Annotated in this window: 21 protein-coding genes and 1 pseudogene; 18 read left to right on the top strand and 4 right to left on the bottom strand. The window is 44.1% G+C overall.

Translation table 11 applies throughout. From position 1 onward, the window contains the following. Positions 1 to 11 precede the first annotated feature (11 nt). The 5 genes and pseudogenes from PAV_RS21380 (at position 12) to PAV_RS21360 (ending at position 6041) form a co-directional block, all read left to right on the top strand. Positions 12 to 746, top strand: coding sequence for a YfjL-like protein (locus PAV_RS21380; RefSeq protein ID WP_005549762.1), 735 nt, complete (start codon positions 12 to 14; stop codon positions 744 to 746). Between the two features lie 354 nt (positions 747 to 1100). Further along, on the top strand, positions 1101 to 2618 hold the full coding sequence (locus PAV_RS21375) for a hypothetical protein (RefSeq protein ID WP_005549761.1): 1518 nt from the start codon (positions 1101 to 1103) through the stop codon (positions 2616 to 2618). Further along, complete coding sequence (locus tag PAV_RS21370; protein ID WP_005549760.1) at positions 2615 to 4561, top strand: TOMM precursor leader peptide-binding protein; 1947 nt, start codon at positions 2615 to 2617, stop codon at positions 4559 to 4561. The genes PAV_RS21375 and PAV_RS21370 overlap by 4 nt, the downstream gene beginning before the upstream one ends. Before the next feature lie 357 nt (positions 4562 to 4918). Next, positions 4919 to 5466, top strand: a pseudogene (gene yqeK / locus PAV_RS21365) (bis(5'-nucleosyl)-tetraphosphatase (symmetrical) YqeK). A gap of 77 nt (positions 5467 to 5543) precedes the next feature. Next, a complete protein-coding gene (locus tag PAV_RS21360) occupies positions 5544 to 6041 on the top strand; it encodes a GNAT family N-acetyltransferase (RefSeq protein WP_005549756.1) in 498 nt (165 codons plus the stop codon). Between the two features lie 173 nt (positions 6042 to 6214). Here the strand turns inward: PAV_RS21360 and PAV_RS21355 are convergent, their stop codons facing one another. Then, entirely contained in the window at positions 6215 to 6670 is a 456-nt protein-coding gene (locus PAV_RS21355) for an Lrp/AsnC family transcriptional regulator (RefSeq protein ID WP_005549754.1), read from the bottom strand. Positions 6671 to 6818: 148 nt separating this feature from the next. On the opposite strand from PAV_RS21355, the gene PAV_RS21350 reads away from it, so the two are divergent. Both PAV_RS21350 and PAV_RS21345 read left to right on the top strand, forming a co-directional pair. Further along, complete coding sequence (locus tag PAV_RS21350; protein ID WP_202950514.1) at positions 6819 to 7661, top strand: sulfite exporter TauE/SafE family protein; 843 nt, start codon at positions 6819 to 6821, stop codon at positions 7659 to 7661. A 37-nt stretch (positions 7662 to 7698) separates the two neighbouring features. After that, entirely contained in the window at positions 7699 to 8064 is a 366-nt protein-coding gene (locus tag PAV_RS21345) for a DUF1634 domain-containing protein (protein ID WP_372515460.1), read from the top strand. Positions 8065 to 8189: 125 nt separating this feature from the next. Here PAV_RS21345 and PAV_RS21340 read toward each other — a convergent pair whose 3' ends face one another. Next, a complete protein-coding gene (locus tag PAV_RS21340) occupies positions 8190 to 8789 on the bottom strand; it encodes an undecaprenyl-diphosphatase (RefSeq protein ID WP_005549748.1) in 600 nt (199 codons plus the stop codon). 231 nt (positions 8790 to 9020) lie between these two features. Here PAV_RS21340 and PAV_RS21335 point away from each other — a divergent pair, with 231 nt between their 5' ends. The 6 genes from PAV_RS21335 to PAV_RS21320 all read left to right on the top strand — a co-directional run bounded on the left by PAV_RS21335 (position 9021) and on the right by PAV_RS21320 (position 12582). Further along, entirely contained in the window at positions 9021 to 9443 is a 423-nt protein-coding gene (locus PAV_RS21335; RefSeq protein WP_005549747.1) for a hypothetical protein, read from the top strand. 152 nt (positions 9444 to 9595) lie between these two features. Next, positions 9596 to 10507, top strand: coding sequence for a PhzF family phenazine biosynthesis isomerase (locus tag PAV_RS21330; protein ID WP_005549746.1), 912 nt, complete (start codon positions 9596 to 9598; stop codon positions 10505 to 10507). Positions 10508 to 10607: 100 nt separating this feature from the next. Further along, positions 10608 to 10835 (top strand): histidine phosphatase family protein, encoded by a 228-nt coding sequence (locus tag PAV_RS37385; RefSeq protein ID WP_051135174.1) that lies wholly within the window; start codon positions 10608 to 10610, stop codon positions 10833 to 10835. A gap of 4 nt (positions 10836 to 10839) precedes the next feature. Beyond that, a complete protein-coding gene (locus tag PAV_RS37380; protein WP_313903368.1) occupies positions 10840 to 10992 on the top strand; it encodes a hypothetical protein in 153 nt (50 codons plus the stop codon). Between the two features lie 42 nt (positions 10993 to 11034). After that, complete coding sequence (locus PAV_RS21325) at positions 11035 to 11544, top strand: AAA family ATPase (protein WP_005549744.1); 510 nt, start codon at positions 11035 to 11037, stop codon at positions 11542 to 11544. 156 nt (positions 11545 to 11700) lie between these two features. After that, on the top strand, positions 11701 to 12582 hold the full coding sequence (locus PAV_RS21320) for a GNAT family N-acetyltransferase (RefSeq protein WP_005549743.1): 882 nt from the start codon (positions 11701 to 11703) through the stop codon (positions 12580 to 12582). A gap of 285 nt (positions 12583 to 12867) precedes the next feature. Here PAV_RS21320 and PAV_RS21315 read toward each other — a convergent pair whose 3' ends face one another. Next, on the bottom strand, positions 12868 to 13509 hold the full coding sequence (locus PAV_RS21315) for a transglutaminase-like domain-containing protein (protein ID WP_005549742.1): 642 nt from the start codon (positions 13507 to 13509) through the stop codon (positions 12868 to 12870). Positions 13510 to 13553: 44 nt separating this feature from the next. Next, the gene (locus PAV_RS21310; protein WP_005549741.1) at positions 13554 to 14345 is read right to left on the bottom strand and encodes a helix-turn-helix domain-containing protein; all 792 of its coding nucleotides are present in this window, start codon (positions 14343 to 14345) and stop codon (positions 13554 to 13556) included. 183 nt (positions 14346 to 14528) lie between these two features. On the opposite strand from PAV_RS21310, the gene PAV_RS21305 reads away from it, so the two are divergent. From PAV_RS21305 to PAV_RS21285, 5 genes are all read left to right on the top strand, one after another. Further along, positions 14529 to 15080, top strand: coding sequence for a GNAT family N-acetyltransferase (locus PAV_RS21305; protein WP_005549739.1), 552 nt, complete (start codon positions 14529 to 14531; stop codon positions 15078 to 15080). Between the two features lie 36 nt (positions 15081 to 15116). Then, positions 15117 to 15515: a RidA family protein gene (locus PAV_RS21300; RefSeq protein ID WP_005549737.1), complete on the top strand. Its 399-nt coding sequence runs from the start codon at positions 15117 to 15119 to the stop codon at positions 15513 to 15515. 105 nt (positions 15516 to 15620) lie between these two features. Next, complete coding sequence (locus PAV_RS21295) at positions 15621 to 15827, top strand: GrpB family protein (protein ID WP_005549735.1); 207 nt, start codon at positions 15621 to 15623, stop codon at positions 15825 to 15827. Positions 15828 to 16059: 232 nt separating this feature from the next. Continuing rightward, positions 16060 to 16353: a hypothetical protein gene (locus PAV_RS21290; RefSeq protein ID WP_005549733.1), complete on the top strand. Its 294-nt coding sequence runs from the start codon at positions 16060 to 16062 to the stop codon at positions 16351 to 16353. A gap of 15 nt (positions 16354 to 16368) precedes the next feature. Next, positions 16369 to 17103 carry a YdcF family protein gene (locus PAV_RS21285; protein ID WP_005549731.1) on the top strand — a complete coding sequence of 245 codons (735 nt, stop codon included), beginning with the start codon at positions 16369 to 16371 and terminating at the stop codon, positions 17101 to 17103. Positions 17104 to 17150: the final 47 nt, after the last annotated feature.

Here is a 17150-nt window from a genome sequence, read left to right as displayed (position 1 = left end):
CGAGGTGTTGCATGAAAAAGATGATCTTTTCTGTGGCGGTTGTCTTGGTTGCATCCTTTGGATTTTACATCTATTCAGAACTAGAAGGCTTGCCTTGGAAACATGCAGAAGTTAAGCGGGAAGCAATCGAATACATGAAACAAAAGTATAATATGGATGCTGTTGCAGCAGGTAGCTTTTATAATTTCAAGTTTAAAGTGTATACTGCGAAGGTTTTTAACGTGATGGATCCGGACAAAGTGATCATTCATGTAGAAGACGAACGTGATTTTGATGAACAGGGTCTTTACGTGGGAAGGCGATTGCAGGATGATTACAGCCTTGTATATTGGTCTGAGCAGATTCGGCATGAACTGAAGCAGAGGTATCCTGATCTATTCCAACTTGAGGACATCGACACCATACAGGTTGAATACGCTTATTATGCCTTATCGCTTACAGAGGGAATTAGCAGCGAGAAGGATCAGTATGGGGTACGTATTCCCGTGAAGCCCAAGGATATTCCTGAATTGTCTATCCGATTAAAGACTGTCGATATAGGTGATCCTTTTTTGACTCAGCTGCGTGTGGTCATAAATGATATGGTGAAAACCTCTAACCCGATAGATGTGATCGTAAGAGCAGCCTCTACGGAAAAGACTCAGCAAAACGAGATGACTAAGACGGCAATTCTTCATATTGAGCATGATAAACTCAAGCAGCTTCATTCTATTGACGAATTGAAGAGGGAAATCAAAATTTGGTAATGAACTATTCCAATGTTATGACCTAGATTGATTAATTTGTAAATTTGCTCGAATTGCAGGAGGACCATAATGAAATGTAATGTGGACTGTATTCCAGCGACTGGATGAAGCTCATCCAAATGGGATGAAATGATAAATGGACTAAGAGGTTCAAAGGCTATGTGCCTGCAAGAAAGCTGTCCCTGTCATGACAAATATGACATGAGACAGCTCTTTTTTGTGGATAAGGTTGGAAAGTGCGAAAGTCATAGTAACGCTGTCATCGTCATACGTTAACAATGATATTTATGATGGAGTTACGATATACAGGGGTGCTGTATCAGTTTGGACATCAGGGGGGAAGGGGGGAACTGCGTGTCAAAGCAAGAAGACAAGGTGCTCGCAATCGGTTCTGGTTCATTTCTGCACACTTTGATCGAGGCCTGGTATGATGCTGGTTATCCCGCAATCACGGTATATGAAGCTGAGAAGATATTTGGGGAGCCCTACAATGCTAAACAGCAACCTGAACCGAATTGGAGAAGTCTGATTCGACCGTACCAATTTATTTTATATGTAGCTCAGCTTGATCATTTGCAAGAGCTCAGCGATATTCAAGATGCTTGTGTGGTTGAAGGGAAACAGCTAGTTCCGGCAGCAATTTACAGGGGAGCAGGATTAATAGGGCCGCTGTTGCAACCAGGTGAGGAAGTACGACCGGAAGCAGCATGGCGAAGTCTGCATCCGACAGTGTTTTTAGAAAATACCCAGGTACACAATATCTCGAACAGGGCACTTGCATTCCTTGCAAATCTGATTATCCATGAGTGGCATTTAGAAGCAATTGAGGGCGAAGAACCAGCCTGCAGAGATCAATGCTATATTTTCAATCCGGCGACATTAACAGGGAGCTGGCATTCTATACGTCAGCATTTTTTTGAACTTGCACAACGAATAAAGCCAGCAAGCCGCATACCTGATTTGAAACAAGTCATAGCTGCTAATGATGCTCTAGCAGATAAGAAATCTACTAATGGTTGGTATACGAGCTTCGAACGCTTGACTTCTTCGATTAACGGAGTTTTTCATGCATGGGAGGAAGCTGATCTGATTCAGCTGCCGTTGGCACAATGCTCGGTTCAGCCGGTTGATCCGTTATCAGAGGATGATGCGATTCTGCTGACCAAAATCGTGTGCAGCGGATTGACACATGAGGAGGCAAGGCGTGAATCTGGACTTGCAGGGCTGGAAGCTATTACGGAGCGACTGCTTCCCTTGCAATTCCCCACGTTGAGTTCGGATCAGCGTGCGAATGTCGGAATAGGAGCAGGCACTCATGCATCCGAAGCGGTTGGACGGGGATTAAGGGCAGTCTTAATGAAACAATTCGAAAAACGAATAGAACAAAGCCGAGTACACTCGAACCCTATTACTGTTACCAGAGTGGAACATGTACAAATAGAAGATGCCAGATGTCAATATGATATGCAAGCGCTTAGCTTATTAAGGGGTGAGCCTCTTATATTTGTAAGCGAGCCGCTGCTTGGATGCCCGGTGATGTGGGTATATTCGGACAATGTATGGTATGGCGGAACTGATGCCGAAATCACGCTGGCTCTTCGTCACACACTCCAGATGGCGTTGAACAAAAAGGAAGGCCTCGCTTCCGATCTATTTCTCGTGCAGAGTGAAGACAGAAAATGGGGGCATTCTCTTGTCATTCCTAGTATCCCTTATCCAACTCCGCTTGAACATTGGAATTCGATGATTCGGCACGTGTTGTTGCAAGCCGATGCTTGCATAGAGGTATATGATTTACATTGCAGTTCTTTCCTCGGTTCAGAGCCGTTCTTTATCTATGGGGCAGTGCGCAGAGAGGAGGAGTCTTCATGAGTGCAGTCCTTATCATTGGAAAAGGAACGCTTGCGGATATCGTGTATACCCGGCTGCAGGAACACAGCGAATGGACGGTAGCGCGAATAGGGAATATCAATGAAGATATGCCAAAGGCAAGTATCGCGATAGTGCTTCAAGAACAGGAAAACCTAGGCTTGCTGCTGGAAGTGAATGAGAAGGTGAAGCCGCTAGAAATTCCATGGTTTCCAGCCTATATATCTGAAGAGAAAGGAATCATAGGTCCGCTGACCCGATCTGATTCAGCAGGTTGCTTTCAATGCGCTGCCACAAGGTTATCGCTAGCAGGCAGCAGTCGCAGTCCGGGTAAAGATATGCTCATGATGCTCGTTTCTCCGGACTATATTCCACAGGATGCTCCTAGGATCGATACGGCAGCATATCGTTCTATGGCTTTACTTATAGAGGAAGAGACAGCGAACATATTGAATGGGAAAAAGGTATTCACAGAGGGGCACGTGTATATTATGAACCTTCGGAGCTTGGATACTTCGCTGCATTATATTTGTCCCAATGGTGCTTGCCCAGTGTGCGGATCGCTTCCAGATGATTCTCCAGAATCAGCATGGATTATGTTTAAGCCATCTTTTAAGGTAGGGAACAGCTTTCGATGTCGTTCCATGAACGATTTGCAGAAGGTTCTGTTCAACGATTATTTGGATCGTCGATCCGGAATATTTAATAAGGTAGAACTGTTTCTTTCCTCTATATTTGCGGATGCAGTCGTGAATCTCCCGCTAGGTTATTATGATGAGGTAACAGGAGGACGTTCCCACTCCTTTGCAAGTAGTCAGCTTACAGCTGTATTAGAGGGTTTAGAGCGGTATTGCGGCATCTCTCCGCGAGGCAAGCGTCCTGTTATATTCGACAGTTATAGCCGACTAAAGGAAGTTGCTCTGAACCCTACAACGGTGGGACTTCATGCGAAAGTGCAATATGAACAGGAATATTTTCCGTTTGTCCCATTTGATCCAGATAACTCCATTGAATGGGTATGGGGTTATTCGTTCTTGCAGGAGCGTCCGATTCTGGTTCCACATCTGCTAGCTTATTATAGCTTGGGTAATGAAGGGAGCTTCGTATATGAAACCTCTAATGGTTGTGCAGTAGGCGGTAGTCTGGAAGAGGCGATGCTGTACGGAATATTTGAAGTCGTCGAACGTGATTCCTTCTTAATGGCCTGGTATGCCAAGCTTCCATGTCCTAGGCTTGATCCATACACTTCTGGAGATCAGGAGCTACTGTTAATGATTCACCGGATCAAGGCAGTCTTAGGGTATGAAGTGCACTTATACAATACTACAACCGAGAATGGAATTCCGAGCATCTGGGCGATTGCAAAAGGGAAGCCTGAACACGAAGTTAGCTTGGTCTGTGCTGCAGGAGCTCATCTTGACCCTGTGCGAGCGGCGAAGAGTGCTGTGTATGAGCTTTCAGGGATGATCCTTATGGTAACAAATCGTTGGAAAGAACGCAGTTCCGAAGCTCATTCCATGTACAGAGATTCGTATGAAGTACTGCAAATGGAAGATCACGCCTTACTGTATTGCTTGCCAGAGGCAGCGGCAAGACTTCAATTTCTTATAGCTGATGAGGGTCGGCCTGTGCGTTCATTTGCTGATGAATTTCCTGCAATGGAATTGAACACCGACTTAACGGAGGATGTAAAGAGAGTTGTTGACATTTTCCGTCAGCTTCAGTTGGACGTCATTGTCGTCGATCAATCGTCCAGCGAGACACTCCGCAATGGCTTACATTGCGTAAAGGTGTTGATTCCGGGAATGCTCCCGATGACATTCGGTCATCATCTTCGCCGGCTAGAAGGGATAGATAGGGTGCTCGACGTACCAATGAAATTAGGATATGTCAATCGCAGGCTTGCGCCTGAGGAACTAAATCCTTATCCGCATCCATTTCCATAAATAGAGTCGTTACTCATACAAATGTGACCATGAATGCTCCCTAAATTTCTTAGGGCAGACGAGGCTAGAAATGTATTGAACACAGATGTAAAATAAAGATTACCCCGCAAACCCACGGTTTCTACCAAATCTACTAGGTTTGGTTGGGAGTTTCTAGGAATTCGTATCTTTATTCTTAACAAGGATTGTTCTCTCGTGTATGTGGGAGGGTGAAAGCATGTGTCCATTCATTTCATAATGAAGCAGGAAAAATATTATACAAAGAAGAAGGCGGCGTATCACATTGCATCCTATATTTCATAAGCTTACACAGCACGTAGCGTATGCAGGGAATCTGAAACGGGATATGCATCTTTTTTGTCATCAAATGACTGTCATTACACTGCAGATCACAATATTGATGTTGGAACTGAGGCTAGAAGAATTGCACTTAGATATGGTTCAGATCCTGACCAAGCTGAAATTGCTGGCTGGCTGCACGATGTTAGTGCCGTGTATCCGAATTCTGAACGAATTCATGCAGCAAGGCAGCTTGGCATTGAGATACTACCTGAAGAGGAGCAGTTCCCGATGATTATCCATCAAAAGCTATCCAAAGTGATGGCGCGGGACATATTTGGCATTACAGATAATGAAGTGCTGGATGCAGTAGGCTGTCATACAACGCTGCGAGCCAATGCGACTCAACTTGATCTTGTATTATTTGTAGCAGACAAAATTGCTTGGGATCAGCAAGGCACTCCTCCTTATCTTAAGGAACTGCATCATAATCTAAAAAATCATTGGAACATGCAGCGTTCGCCTACATTCAATATTTATGGGAACGGAAGGATACATTAAAGGTTGTTCATCCTTGGCTTGCGGCTGCTTACGAACAATTAAACGAAAAGCTGAATCAGGAATGAAATCGTAATGTGGAGTGATTCTGAACGATCAGGGGGAGAAGTTGGAAGAGTCACTGTCCAAAAAAGGAGAGCAATGCATGAGCATGATAACGCTGCATCAGGTCGAGTACGAGCAAAAATCTACGCTGCGCAATTTGCTGGAGCTGTATAAATATGATTTTAGTGAATTTGATCCAGAGGATGTCAATGAAAACGGTCTATATGAATATATGTATCTGGATCATTACTGGACGGAAGAAGGGAGATATCCGTTTTTCTTCCGTGTAGAGGGAAAGCTTGCGGGATTGGCGCTCATAAGAAAACTGGGAACAGATGAAGATAATTGTGCGGTTTATTCCATGGCAGAATTTTTCGTCATGAAAAAATATAGGCGTTCCGGTGTAGGCAGGTATGCGGCAACGGCTTTATTTGATCAGTTCCGAGGAAACTGGAAGGTCAGCCAAATGGAGGAGAACGTGCCTGCGCAGCATTTCTGGAGAAAGGTGATTGCAGCGTACACGAACGATAACTTTAAAGAGATTCGAGAAGAAGGCTGGGACGGTCCGATTCATAGCTTTTCCAATGTGCTTCGGTAGAAGAGAGGATTCGTCACGTAAGCAATTCAATATCACTCATGCGATCCTTAGAGGAAGGGAATAGAGGAGCATTCAAATGAAATAGCCCGCTTGACGAATGGCTGATACTCACACAAGCCATACGTCCTAGCGGGCTTTTTGTTAGATATTTTTTAATGCTAGACTAGACTTGATTAGATCAATAGTCCGCCTCTTTCTTTATGCCGCGCAATGAGTACCTCACTGGTGACGGAAGTGATGCCTTCTATCTCCTGAAGTTTTTTCAGGCATTGCTCGGCATGCTCAGGATCGTCCAGCAGTGCATGCACATGCAGATGCGGTTTTCCGCTCATTTGATACACATTCGTAATTTCCTCGGCCATTCTAAGCTGTTCCACGACATGCTGCAGCTTCATCCAATCCACCTCGATATCGAAATACATCGACAAGGTTTTTCCTGCCTTTAACGGATTGACGACTATGGTGAAGCGGTCAATAATTCCATCCTCCATCAATTGATGAACTCGTTCGCGCACCGCCGCTCGGGTCAAGTTGACCATTCGTCCAAGCTCCGCATTGCTTAATCGTCCATTTTCGGATAACAACTGCAAAATCCGCGTGTCGATCTCGTCTAAATTCCGGAACTGCATTCGATCAGCCCTTTCGACTTGTACTAGTCCTGTTGAAACCATTATACCACATACAATGTAAAGTTAATGATGTAATCTATTGATCGAATGTAAAAAATGATGTATACATATGTATGTGGAAGAACATGGCGCGGAAGGGGAGAGGGAGTTGTCTTTACTAGCAGTAGAAATTTTGTTGATCTCCGTACTGGCTGGAATCGTGGGGGCAGTGCTTGGTTTAGGGGGTGGAATCATAGTAACGCCTGCCTTAACTTTGTTGTTCGGAGTGGATATTAAAACAGCGATCGGTGCGAGCATTATTTCGGTTATCGCAACTTCCAGCGGAGCGGCAATCGCCTATATCCGGGATCGGATTACGAACGTGCGAGTTGGCATGTTTCTGGAGGTTGCTACAACAGTAGGAGCGATAACCGGGGCATTTTTAGGCGGGATTATGGCGCCAACTGTGTTGTATATCATTTTCGGACTGCTGCTGCTTTATTCGGCGGGGACTATGCTTAAAAAGCGAAATGATGAGCTGCCGCAGGATGTAACTATGCATCCGGTTGCTGAAAAGCTGCGCTTGCAGGGCGAATATTACGATAAGGCCTTGAATCAAACGGTTGCGTATAAGGTGGACAATGTATATGGTGGATTTGGCGTCATGTATGGTGCAGGGGTCATATCAGGCCTGCTTGGCATCGGCAGCGGCAGTTTTAAAGTGATGGCGATGGACGTCTTCATGAAGCTCCCGCTCAAGGTATCCAGTGCGACGAGCAACTTCATGATGGGCGTTACGGGTGCAGCAAGTGCTGGAGTCTACTTATTCAGGGGAGATATCGATCCGGCAATTTCGGCTCCGGTGGCGTTGGGTGTCCTTGTGGGGGCAACGGCTGGTGCGAGAATGATGCAGAAGATGAAGAGCAAAACGATACGCAAATGGTTCATTCCGGTATTGGCATATGTGGCCATACAGATGATTGTACAGGGAGTGGGGGGATTCTATGAGTGAGCTGCAACGAGAAGGTAAGCTGCAACAGGAAGAGAGACTGCTGCAGCGGAATAATAAATCGGAGGCAGTAGAGATTGTCGTTAGTAAGTGGCTCCGGGTCGGCGTACTGGCTAGTGCTGCGGTTATCCTTACCGGTTTGCTGTTATTCTTGATTTCTGGAGAGAGCGGTTATCCAGCGAATACGTTCCCAACAAGCCTGAATGGAATCTGCGATGGTCTATTGTCTCTGAAATCATATGCGATTATCCTGACAGGACTGTTGATGCTCATTGCTACACCCGTGCTCCGCGTCTTTATCTCTATATTTGTATTTATGCATGAACAAGATTATTTGTACGTTGGGATAACCCTGATCGTGTTTTTGATTTTAATCGCCAGTTTCTTCATTGGCAGTACAGGATGATGCGGAATATTTTTATGTTTACTGTTCACTCGCTCGAAGTAAGCTATTCACGACTAAAATAACAGAAGGGACGCGCCATTTCATCATTTTCTAAAATGGGTGCGTCCCTTTTCATACTCCTATCATTACATATTGTTCGATTTATTCTTCGTTGGAAGTACACGCTGTTCCATATTCTCATACATGTCAAGCAAGCGTGACAGCCAAGTAAATCTAGTTGACGACCAGTACACAATAAGAGCCGAAACAATACCAATGACAGCGCCTGCCGCAATATCCACCGGATAATGCACGCCAACCCATACACGTGATATCGCTACACAACCCGCCAACACGAGCCACACCCAGCCCGCTCTTTTGCGCATAAGCCAGAACGATACACATACGGAGAAAAATAAGATCGTATGATCGCTCGGAAAAGAATTATCGATTGCGTGGTTAATCAGCTTGCTCACCTGGGGCAGTACGGCGAACGGTTGATGATGCGAGTGGAGCATGCTGACTGCTTTCCCTATAATCTCTGCCAAAATGAAGGCAAATCCAGCTTGAAGAACCATCATGCGATTGGATGTTGTACGTGTGAACCAAAAAAGCAACATGCAAGCCGCTAACATATACAGCGTATATTCAGCTATGAATACGACAGACGGATTTAGAAATGAGAACTGCTTGCCTAAATCATTGATTCCCCGAAACATCTCAATATTAAGTTGTGATAATGACACGTATACTCTTCCTCCTTGCAACTTCGATAAAATGATAGATGTAGGATTCATCTAATATGCTTAGTATAGAGAGAGGGCTTTAATTGCTCCTTAATAAATTCTTAATATTAGATTAAAATCTTATCATAATTGGCGCAAAGTCATCACGTGACAGATCATAAATGATGCAAATGAGTTAAGAATTCAAAATGAAAATGTTGAACAAATCTGCAACAAAGGAGTGTTGGATAAATGAGGCGATTCAGAAGAAACGCAATCGTCATGCAGACTTTGTGTATCGTCATGATTCTTCTTCTGCTTCAAGGCTGCAAATCCAAGTCTGAGCCCATGTATTTGGAAACAAAGAATTTGAATCGGGATGAACGCGAGATTGTACAGTTGATTAACAAACGAATGGAGTATTTGCATGATGGAAATGAGAAGGAATATATGAAGTTGTTTGCACCAAATAGTCCGATAATAGGCATGCCGACCTATCAATTGAAAACGGTGAAGCTACATGCTCCAATTCATATTCAGGAACAGAAAAAGGCATATCAAGTTCTTCTCTTAGCTGATGATATGTTGAATGACGATGATTTTATCACGTCACAGTATGTATTTATTAAAGGGAAAGATTCGGATTCGAAATGGCTAATCTATGATATCGATTAACTATTTATAGGCACGCGAAAAAGACTTTTCTGAGAAAAAGCAATTGGTGCAGGGGATGAGGAGCAGGAGACTAGAGGCTGTTTTGTCTAAGAATGATGGTAAAATGATTCTACACAGGGTGTTCATATCAATGGGGGAAAGGCAGGAAAACGATGAGCACAATCACTGTACTTCACTATGATGCATTCTCTACGATTCCACATAAGGGAAATCCAGCTGGCATTGTACTCGATGCAGATGGATTAAGCGAACAAGATATGCAGCGAACCGCGAAACAGGTCGGATTTAATGAAACGACATTCATTCTTCATTCGGATCAAGCAGATGTTAGATTGCGATATTTTACGCCTGGCCAAGAAATGAATTTATGCGGCCATGCTACCATTGCTTCGCTGTACTTTTTGCATTCGAAAGGATTTTTCGGAGAGAAGACACACATTAACATAGAGACGAAAGCAGGTATATTACCGATCGAATTCACGCTTCATGAAGGGCAATTATTCATTAAAATGAAGCAAAACAGCTCGGAATTTATTCCGTTTCAAGGCAATATCGCCCGATTAGCGGAAGCAATTGGACTGCAGGCGGAAGATATCGACATGACCACACCTATTGTCTATGGGAGTACAGGCGTATGGACTTTGCTCGTACCGATCAAGAGTCTTGAAAAGTGTAAGACCATGAAACCCATGAATGCAATGTTCCCAAGTATAATGACTGAGTTCCCGCGTGCGTCTGTGCATCCATTCTGTATGGAGACTTATCATTCAGAATCGTTTATGCACGGCAGACACTTCTCCTCTCCATATTCGGGTATGGAAGAAGATCCTGTAACAGGCACGGCTTCTGGCGTTATGGGGGCCTACTATTTACAATACATGCGAACCGATCAGGACGCTGCTGATTTCTACATTGAGCAAGGACAAGAAATCGATCGAGATGGCAGAGTGAAAGTTCGAGCTATGAGAAATGAGGATCGGATAGAGGTCTTTATTGAAGGAACAGCGGTATTCGTTCAGAAAATTGAGGTTGAACATGAACCTTCTACCTTTATTGATAATTGAAGTGTATAATAGTGGAATGTGATAGAACGCAACAAGACCCCACGTAACCCGACTGAAAACTCGCTTTTTTGGTCGGGTTCTGTCGTGTAAGGGGAGTGTTATGAGCGATTGGCATAGTCTAAACTTGCATTTGCAAATGAGGTGGGTGGATGTGACGACTACACTTTATTTTGTAAGACATTGTGAATCACCATATATCGAAGGGCAAGAGCGCTCAAGGGGAATTTCAGCCGTTGGGGAACAAGATGCGATGAAGATCGTCGAGTTGCTGCGCCATATGCCAATTGGTGTTTTTGCATCTAGCCCATATGCTCGGGACACATGGTGACATTATGACCTTGATGATGAATGATTTTGATCCTGCCTACGGATTCGAGTTCTGGGGCTCCACGACAATGCCGGATATTTATAAGCTTGAGCTTGAGGGCATGCGAATGCGCGGAGTCACAAGGCTGTGGCAGAACAATGTACCTGATGCTAGATAGAAAAACCATAGGAACCACTTAAAAGAAAGAAGGTGGGGAGACTTGAAAATTCGCATCATTGGCCCTTGCGGCAGTGGAAAGACATACATAGCCAAGGAATTATCCAGGAAATACAGTGTTCCGTATTATGAGCTTGATAATCTCGTATGGAATCGTACAGAGGAGGAACAGCATCGAAATCCAGTCGAGGTCAGAGACGCACTCCTGATGGACATATTGCAGCAGGACTCGTGGCTTATCGAAGGCGTTCATTACAAGTGGGGGATGGATAGCTTTCGGCAAGCAGATATTATCGTCATTATTAAACCGAATAAGCTGGCAACTCAATTTAGGGTCGTGCGCAGATTTGTGCGAACAAGGCTCGGAATTGAATCAGCCAACTATAAGCAAACACTGCATAATTTATATACGATGCTGTTTGTCTGGAACAAGGATTATTTTGCGAAGAGTCTTCCTGCCATTATGAAGTTAACTGATGAATATGATCGCAAGAGAGTGATTATTGCCAACAACCGTGCATTGCTGAATACGATTGAAAGGCGAGCGCTTTAATTTCCAACAGTTTCTACTTGGGAGGAGAATATTGAACACCTAGGATCTGTGGAAGAAGGGATCTCTTCGTGTGAGAAAGGTATGCTGGATATCAGATCGGAGCGTCACCTAGTATAAGTAGCCGGTAAATGAACAAGGCGATGAGGGAGCGTTATTATGAATGAACTCGTATTTATTAAGGATTATAAAGACATCGATAAATACCGTGTAAGCTTCAATGAATTGGCGCAGCGATCATTCGGCATTCAGTTTGAAGATTGGTATCAGCGAGGATGCTGGAATGATCGGTATATTTGTTATTCCTATGCCGATGGAGATAGAGTCATTGCGAATGTCTCAGTGAATGTAATGGATATCATTGTGAACAATGAAATTCACGAAGCCATTATGATTGGCACGGTCATGACGGATGAAGCGTATCGGAATCAAGGACTGTCGAGAAAGCTAATGGAAATCGTAATCGAAGAATATCAGCAAAAATGCAGCTTTATGTACTTATATGCGAATCGAACGGTTCTCGATTTCTACCCGAAGTTTGGTTTTCGTAAAGTACAAGAACCGGAGTTCTACTCGGTGATAAATACGCAAGTGGCACTCGACCATCGTCCTCACATGCGGAAGCTAAACGTAACAGAGGTACAGGATTGGGAGCTTGTCATGCGATACTATGCTTCACGGAACGTAAGATGTTCGACGTGCGACGCTATTCATGCAGAAGGAATCTTCTCTTGGTATTGCTTGCATGTGTTTGAGGATCATCTGTATTTCATTGAAGAATTAGATGCAGTCGTTATTTTTATGCAAGATGGAAATTCGATACAACTGTACGATGTCCTGTCCCCTAAGCAAATTGATCTTTCGCAACTTGTACATCGGATTGCTACAGAACAGACGGAACGGGTGTACTATCAATTTCATCCTGAGCAAGGTGGATTTAGGGTCGAGTATCCAGAAGCATCAGATGATAATTTATTCATTTTGCCGAATCGTCTTCAATCTCTTGATCACATAAAGCTCCCAAAAATCGCGCAGGCGTAATGAAGCAGGACTTGTCACATGAATAATAAAGTGAAAGAGATTGCGAGAAGGACAATGAGCAAGCGAAAGTCTCACCTTAATTGAGAACGGGGCTTCATTTAACGTGTGGCGGCTCTGTCGGCGAATTTTGGTTGCCCTAAATCGATTGGGAAGGAGAAAGAAAAATAGCCTATCCTCTTCGGAGAGATAGGCTGTTTATGTTGAGGTTAGCTTTAGCTTGATATTATTTCAACTTGCCTTCCCGTATTGCGTCTGTTCGTCGATTGATCCGCTTGCGAAGCAAATTCAACATGGCTTTTTTGAATGGACTCTGCGTATTGTTATAGGCGGAAAAAATTCATCCGGGCTATCGAAGCAGCCTAAATCCTCTGTGATTGAAAAGTTCTGAATATAGGTGCTGTCGCCACGCCAGCATAAATTGATGTTCTTTTTGTCTTTCACGGAAACGCCGTATCCGATATGGCCCCCATTATAGCTGCAAAGCATTTCTTTTACTTGATATAGGTAAGGATCATCAATAATGACACCTTCTAAAGCGATCCATTTCCCTTGATATTGTACCTCTGTCCAGGCATGAACAATGTTGCGGGGAGCAAATGTATAGACAATGCCGGTAAGTGCTCCCTTTTGCATTTTCTTATCGATATAGAAGCCATGAATACGACAAGGGATTCCGACTCCACGCAGTAAAGCCATAAGCAGGATGCTTTTCGTATTGCACTGGCCATAGCCATCTGCAAGAACTTCTGAGGCGGGTATATCGTCTCCCCGGTTATAACCGAATTTAATTTGATTGCGCACGTAATCGTATATTTGGCGAATCTTTTCGTAGTCATTGGCTTCATTCCAGAATCGTTCTAAGATAAGCTTCTGTATCGTTGGATGGTTATAATCGACTAGCGACGTTGCCTGCAAATAGGATTTCATGTCCATTCCCCCTTCTCCCTTCAACTATAAGGGAGTGGGGGACGTTATACTTTCAAATATCTGCTATGTTGAACAATTGCGCGAGCAGTCATGCCAAGCTTGTCTCTTACCGTTCTTGAAAAATGAGAGGAGCTATTAAAGCCCGCGTCCATAGCAGCCTCGGTCATGGGTTTTCCGTTAAAGATGGCATGAAATGCAGTTTCTAATTTGTGATGAACAAGGTAACTTGCTAGTGAAATGCCAGCCCTATTTTTAAATAGATGGGACAGTCTGCTCTCAGATAGAAATAGTTTCTTACTAAGTGTCTTCACGGTCAATTGATGAGCAGGAATCGTCTCAATTGCTTGCATGATGCTGTGGAGACGTTCATCCAGAACAGATTGCAGGTTGCTGAGGCTGTTATCTGGAAAACCCAATATGTGCTTGCATGTGCTCCATGTACTGCCGTAATCGTCAGGATCCTTTATTGAGAATAATTGCGCGATTGCAAGATGCTGCAGCGCTTCTATTTGAATGCTGCTCAGGACATGCATTTTCGAATTCTGTAAATAGGTTCGCTTCAGGTGCTCACCGAATGCGGATTCAGGGTTGACGAGCATATACCATTGCCATTGTCCAAGTCCGTGCAGCTCATGAACGGCATTGGACTGCAAAATGAAGCCAGAGGCTTGATAGGCTTGTTCTTCTACGGTGATCACTACATCTTGCTGGAGGCCGATCGTAAGCTGAATGTAATTATGGCTGTGATTATCTGCCTGTACCTTGTTCGTGAGAAAAGATAAATGGTCGCTGCCAAAATACAAAATAAGGCCGTAGGGACACTCAATCTCAGGCATGTTATTACTCCTCCTATACTGAATTGACAAATGGAGCATTGGCTCGAATTATACCTATCGGTACGATTGAAGTAAAGAGAGTAGGAGCAGTATTGTCGATGTTTTTTAGGCACTTCTTTCTTTGACAGGCTCTGTTGAAGTGGATAATAATAGATATCATGGGAATTGAGGATTTTGTGAAGCATGTTCTGGAATATAGATGACAGACGAACGGAGTGGAGTTCTATAGATAATCGTGTTCAAATTAGACAGGTGGAGCAGTTGGATGAAGAAGTGCTTCATGGGTTATCTTCGTTGTTAATGGACATCGTGAATGATAATGCATCAATAGGTTTCCTGCCTCCGCTGGATCGTAAGATGGCGGAAGACTATTGGGCCGAAGTACTGCAGCCTGGGATGCGTCTGTGGATTGCAGTAGTTAACGGTCAAGTGTGCGGTACAATTCAACTGCATCTCGCTCAAAAGCCCAATGCCCTTCATCGTGCGGAAGTGGCGAAGCTGATGGTGCACCCATCCCAGCGAAGAATGGGAATTGCCAAGGGGTTGCTGCGTATTGTGGAAGACTGCGCGCACGATGAAGCACGAAGCCTGCTGGTGCTTGATACAAGAGAAGGAGATCCTTCCAACTTGTTGTACCACTCGAATGGGTATATAGAAGCTGGGCGGATTCCGGAATTCGCCAAGTCTGCAGATGGAAGTTACCACGCAACCGTTATTTATTATAAGAAGCTCTAATGGTAACATCGGAGTAATATAGAGGGAGTTGGATACATGACTGAACGAGTCCGGGTAACTACAGGATCACCTTGGGAGCCGTTGGTAGGCTATTGCCGAGTGATACGAGTGGGCAATCAAGTCGAAGTTGCGGGCACAACAGCGATGCGCGATGGTAAAGCGGTCGGTGTGAATGATGCCTATGCGCAAACTACATATATTCTACAAGTTATTTCTGATGCGCTTCACGAAGTTGGGGCCAGTATGTCCGATGTTGTACGAACGAGAATATTCGTCACAGACATATCAAAGTGGGAAGAAATCGGCAGAGCTCACGGTGAATTTTTCCGCGACATTTGCCCGGTAGCTACCATGGTGGAAGTTAAGGCGCTTATCGATCCTGCCCTGCTCGTTGAGATCGAAGTACAGGCGATTGTGACTGACACGGTTGTATAGACGGGGGTACTTGATAGGTGTCAGCTACTGTTGAAGTGACTGTGCGCCATCTATAATTGTCTATGCACATGAAACTAGAAGACTTTTGAGGAGATAGCAAGACTTATGGAGATTGATATTGTGCCTTACCATTCATCGTGGAAAACGGAATTTCTTGAGAGTGGACGACGGACAAGAGGAGCGCTAGGCGATGCAGTTGCTCGGATCTACCATATTGGTTCTACTTCTGTGGAAGGATTGGCAGCCAAGCCGATTATCGATATTCAAATATCTGTTCGTTCGTGGGATGACTTTGAACATATGGTTCACTAATTCAAGTCGATTGGCTATATTCATCGAGCAGATAATTCAGACAAGACGAAGCGTTATTTCCGTGAAGCTCCGGGTGAGAACGTATGCGATTCCATGAAGCCATTCAATTGTCGAGTGCTTGTAAAATAGGTTCTTGACATAGAGAACCGCAGACAGCAAAGATACTTATAGAGGCATTCTGCACAATTTAATTTTGTTTTTCTATTTCATCATAATTGAGAGGATGAATCATTTGGAGATTGTTGTTATCATCATTCTTGCTGTAATCGGATTATATATTTGGTATCATTTGATACAATCTGCCGTTGAACAGTCTAAGATGGCCGAGCACATAAAAGAAATAAGAGATATATTAGTGGAAATGCGCATGGGTAACGGGCATACACTCGTTCATGCACCAACTCCACAATCTGTTAACCAAGGCGATGATACTCGTCATTGTGAATGCTGTCCAGGCTGTGGACAACGGGTGAGCAAGGATGAGCGTATTTGTCCAGAGTGTGGATTAACCTTGGTGAACTCATAGAAGCAGGAGAGTGAGATGAATAGCTGGAATCGGAAGTCACAGTTTATTGATATTGCTTTGATTGGGCTGTGTATTGGATTGTTCGTTATATACGGGAGGACTTTTGAGGTCGCGTTGATATGCTCACTAAGTTTTCTCTATATTCTGTTGAGTAAATTTAACTATCGTAAGCATAAGTGGTTCCGCAACGTTTTGCTCATTGGCACAGCAGCATGCCTAATTCTATTTATCGTCATTGAATCGCTTATCCTATCGGAGATGGGCTCGGATGATCGTGATCAGATGCCCGTTGATTATGTAATTGTGCTCGGTACCGGGCTTAAAGGCACTGAGCTATCCGCTACATTGAAAGATAGGCTCGATGCCAGCCTGCCATATATTCGTGCAAATCCTCAAATACCTGTCATCGTCTCGGGAGGCCAGGGACCTGGCGAAGATATACCGGAGGCGGTTGCAATGGCGCAGTATCTTATTCGAAACGGCGTTTCCAAGGAACAAATAATTGTAGAAAGCAAATCGACAACCACGAAAGAAAACTTGCGGTTCTCACAAGCTTTACTTCAAGATAGAGGAGTCTTTAAAACGAACCTGATGATCGTTACGAGTGACTTTCACATGTATCGATCCAAGATGCTTGCTAAGAGAATTGGATTCGCACCATACGGAATCTCCAGCGATTCCCCAACACATCTTAAACCAACGAATATGATTCGCGAATTTCTCGCGATGATTAAGGCTTTTCTTGTGTAACCAATATGGAATAAAGGGAGATGCTCGTGTACCGAAACGGGCTTCTC

Source organism: Paenibacillus alvei DSM 29, from assembly GCF_000293805.1.
GTDB lineage: Bacteria > Bacillota > Bacilli > Paenibacillales > Paenibacillaceae > Paenibacillus_B > Paenibacillus_B alvei.
Note: the sequence above shows the minus strand (reverse complement) of the source record. Positions and strands in the feature narration are given on the sequence as shown.

Coding starts and splice junctions, on each gene's coding strand:
- PAV_RS21380 (WP_005549762.1), top strand. CDS start 12: ATGAAAAAGATGATCTTTTCTGTGGCGGTTGTCTTGGTTGCATCCTTT.
- PAV_RS21370 (WP_005549760.1), top strand. CDS start 2,615: ATGAGTGCAGTCCTTATCATTGGAAAAGGAACGCTTGCGGATATCGTG.
- PAV_RS21360 (WP_005549756.1), top strand. CDS start 5,544: ATGAGCATGATAACGCTGCATCAGGTCGAGTACGAGCAAAAATCTACG.
- PAV_RS21355 (WP_005549754.1), bottom strand. CDS start 6,670: ATGCAGTTCCGGAATTTAGACGAGATCGACACGCGGATTTTGCAGTTG.
- PAV_RS21335 (WP_005549747.1), top strand. CDS start 9,021: ATGAGGCGATTCAGAAGAAACGCAATCGTCATGCAGACTTTGTGTATC.
- PAV_RS21330 (WP_005549746.1), top strand. CDS start 9,596: ATGAGCACAATCACTGTACTTCACTATGATGCATTCTCTACGATTCCA.
- PAV_RS37385 (WP_051135174.1), top strand. CDS start 10,608: ATGAGCGATTGGCATAGTCTAAACTTGCATTTGCAAATGAGGTGGGTG.
- PAV_RS37380 (WP_313903368.1), top strand. CDS start 10,840: ATGACCTTGATGATGAATGATTTTGATCCTGCCTACGGATTCGAGTTC.
- PAV_RS21320 (WP_005549743.1), top strand. CDS start 11,701: ATGAATGAACTCGTATTTATTAAGGATTATAAAGACATCGATAAATAC.
- PAV_RS21315 (WP_005549742.1), bottom strand. CDS start 13,509: ATGAAATCCTATTTGCAGGCAACGTCGCTAGTCGATTATAACCATCCA.
- PAV_RS21310 (WP_005549741.1), bottom strand. CDS start 14,345: ATGCCTGAGATTGAGTGTCCCTACGGCCTTATTTTGTATTTTGGCAGC.
- PAV_RS21305 (WP_005549739.1), top strand. CDS start 14,529: ATGTTCTGGAATATAGATGACAGACGAACGGAGTGGAGTTCTATAGAT.
- PAV_RS21300 (WP_005549737.1), top strand. CDS start 15,117: ATGACTGAACGAGTCCGGGTAACTACAGGATCACCTTGGGAGCCGTTG.
- PAV_RS21295 (WP_005549735.1), top strand. CDS start 15,621: ATGGAGATTGATATTGTGCCTTACCATTCATCGTGGAAAACGGAATTT.
- PAV_RS21285 (WP_005549731.1), top strand. CDS start 16,369: ATGAATAGCTGGAATCGGAAGTCACAGTTTATTGATATTGCTTTGATT.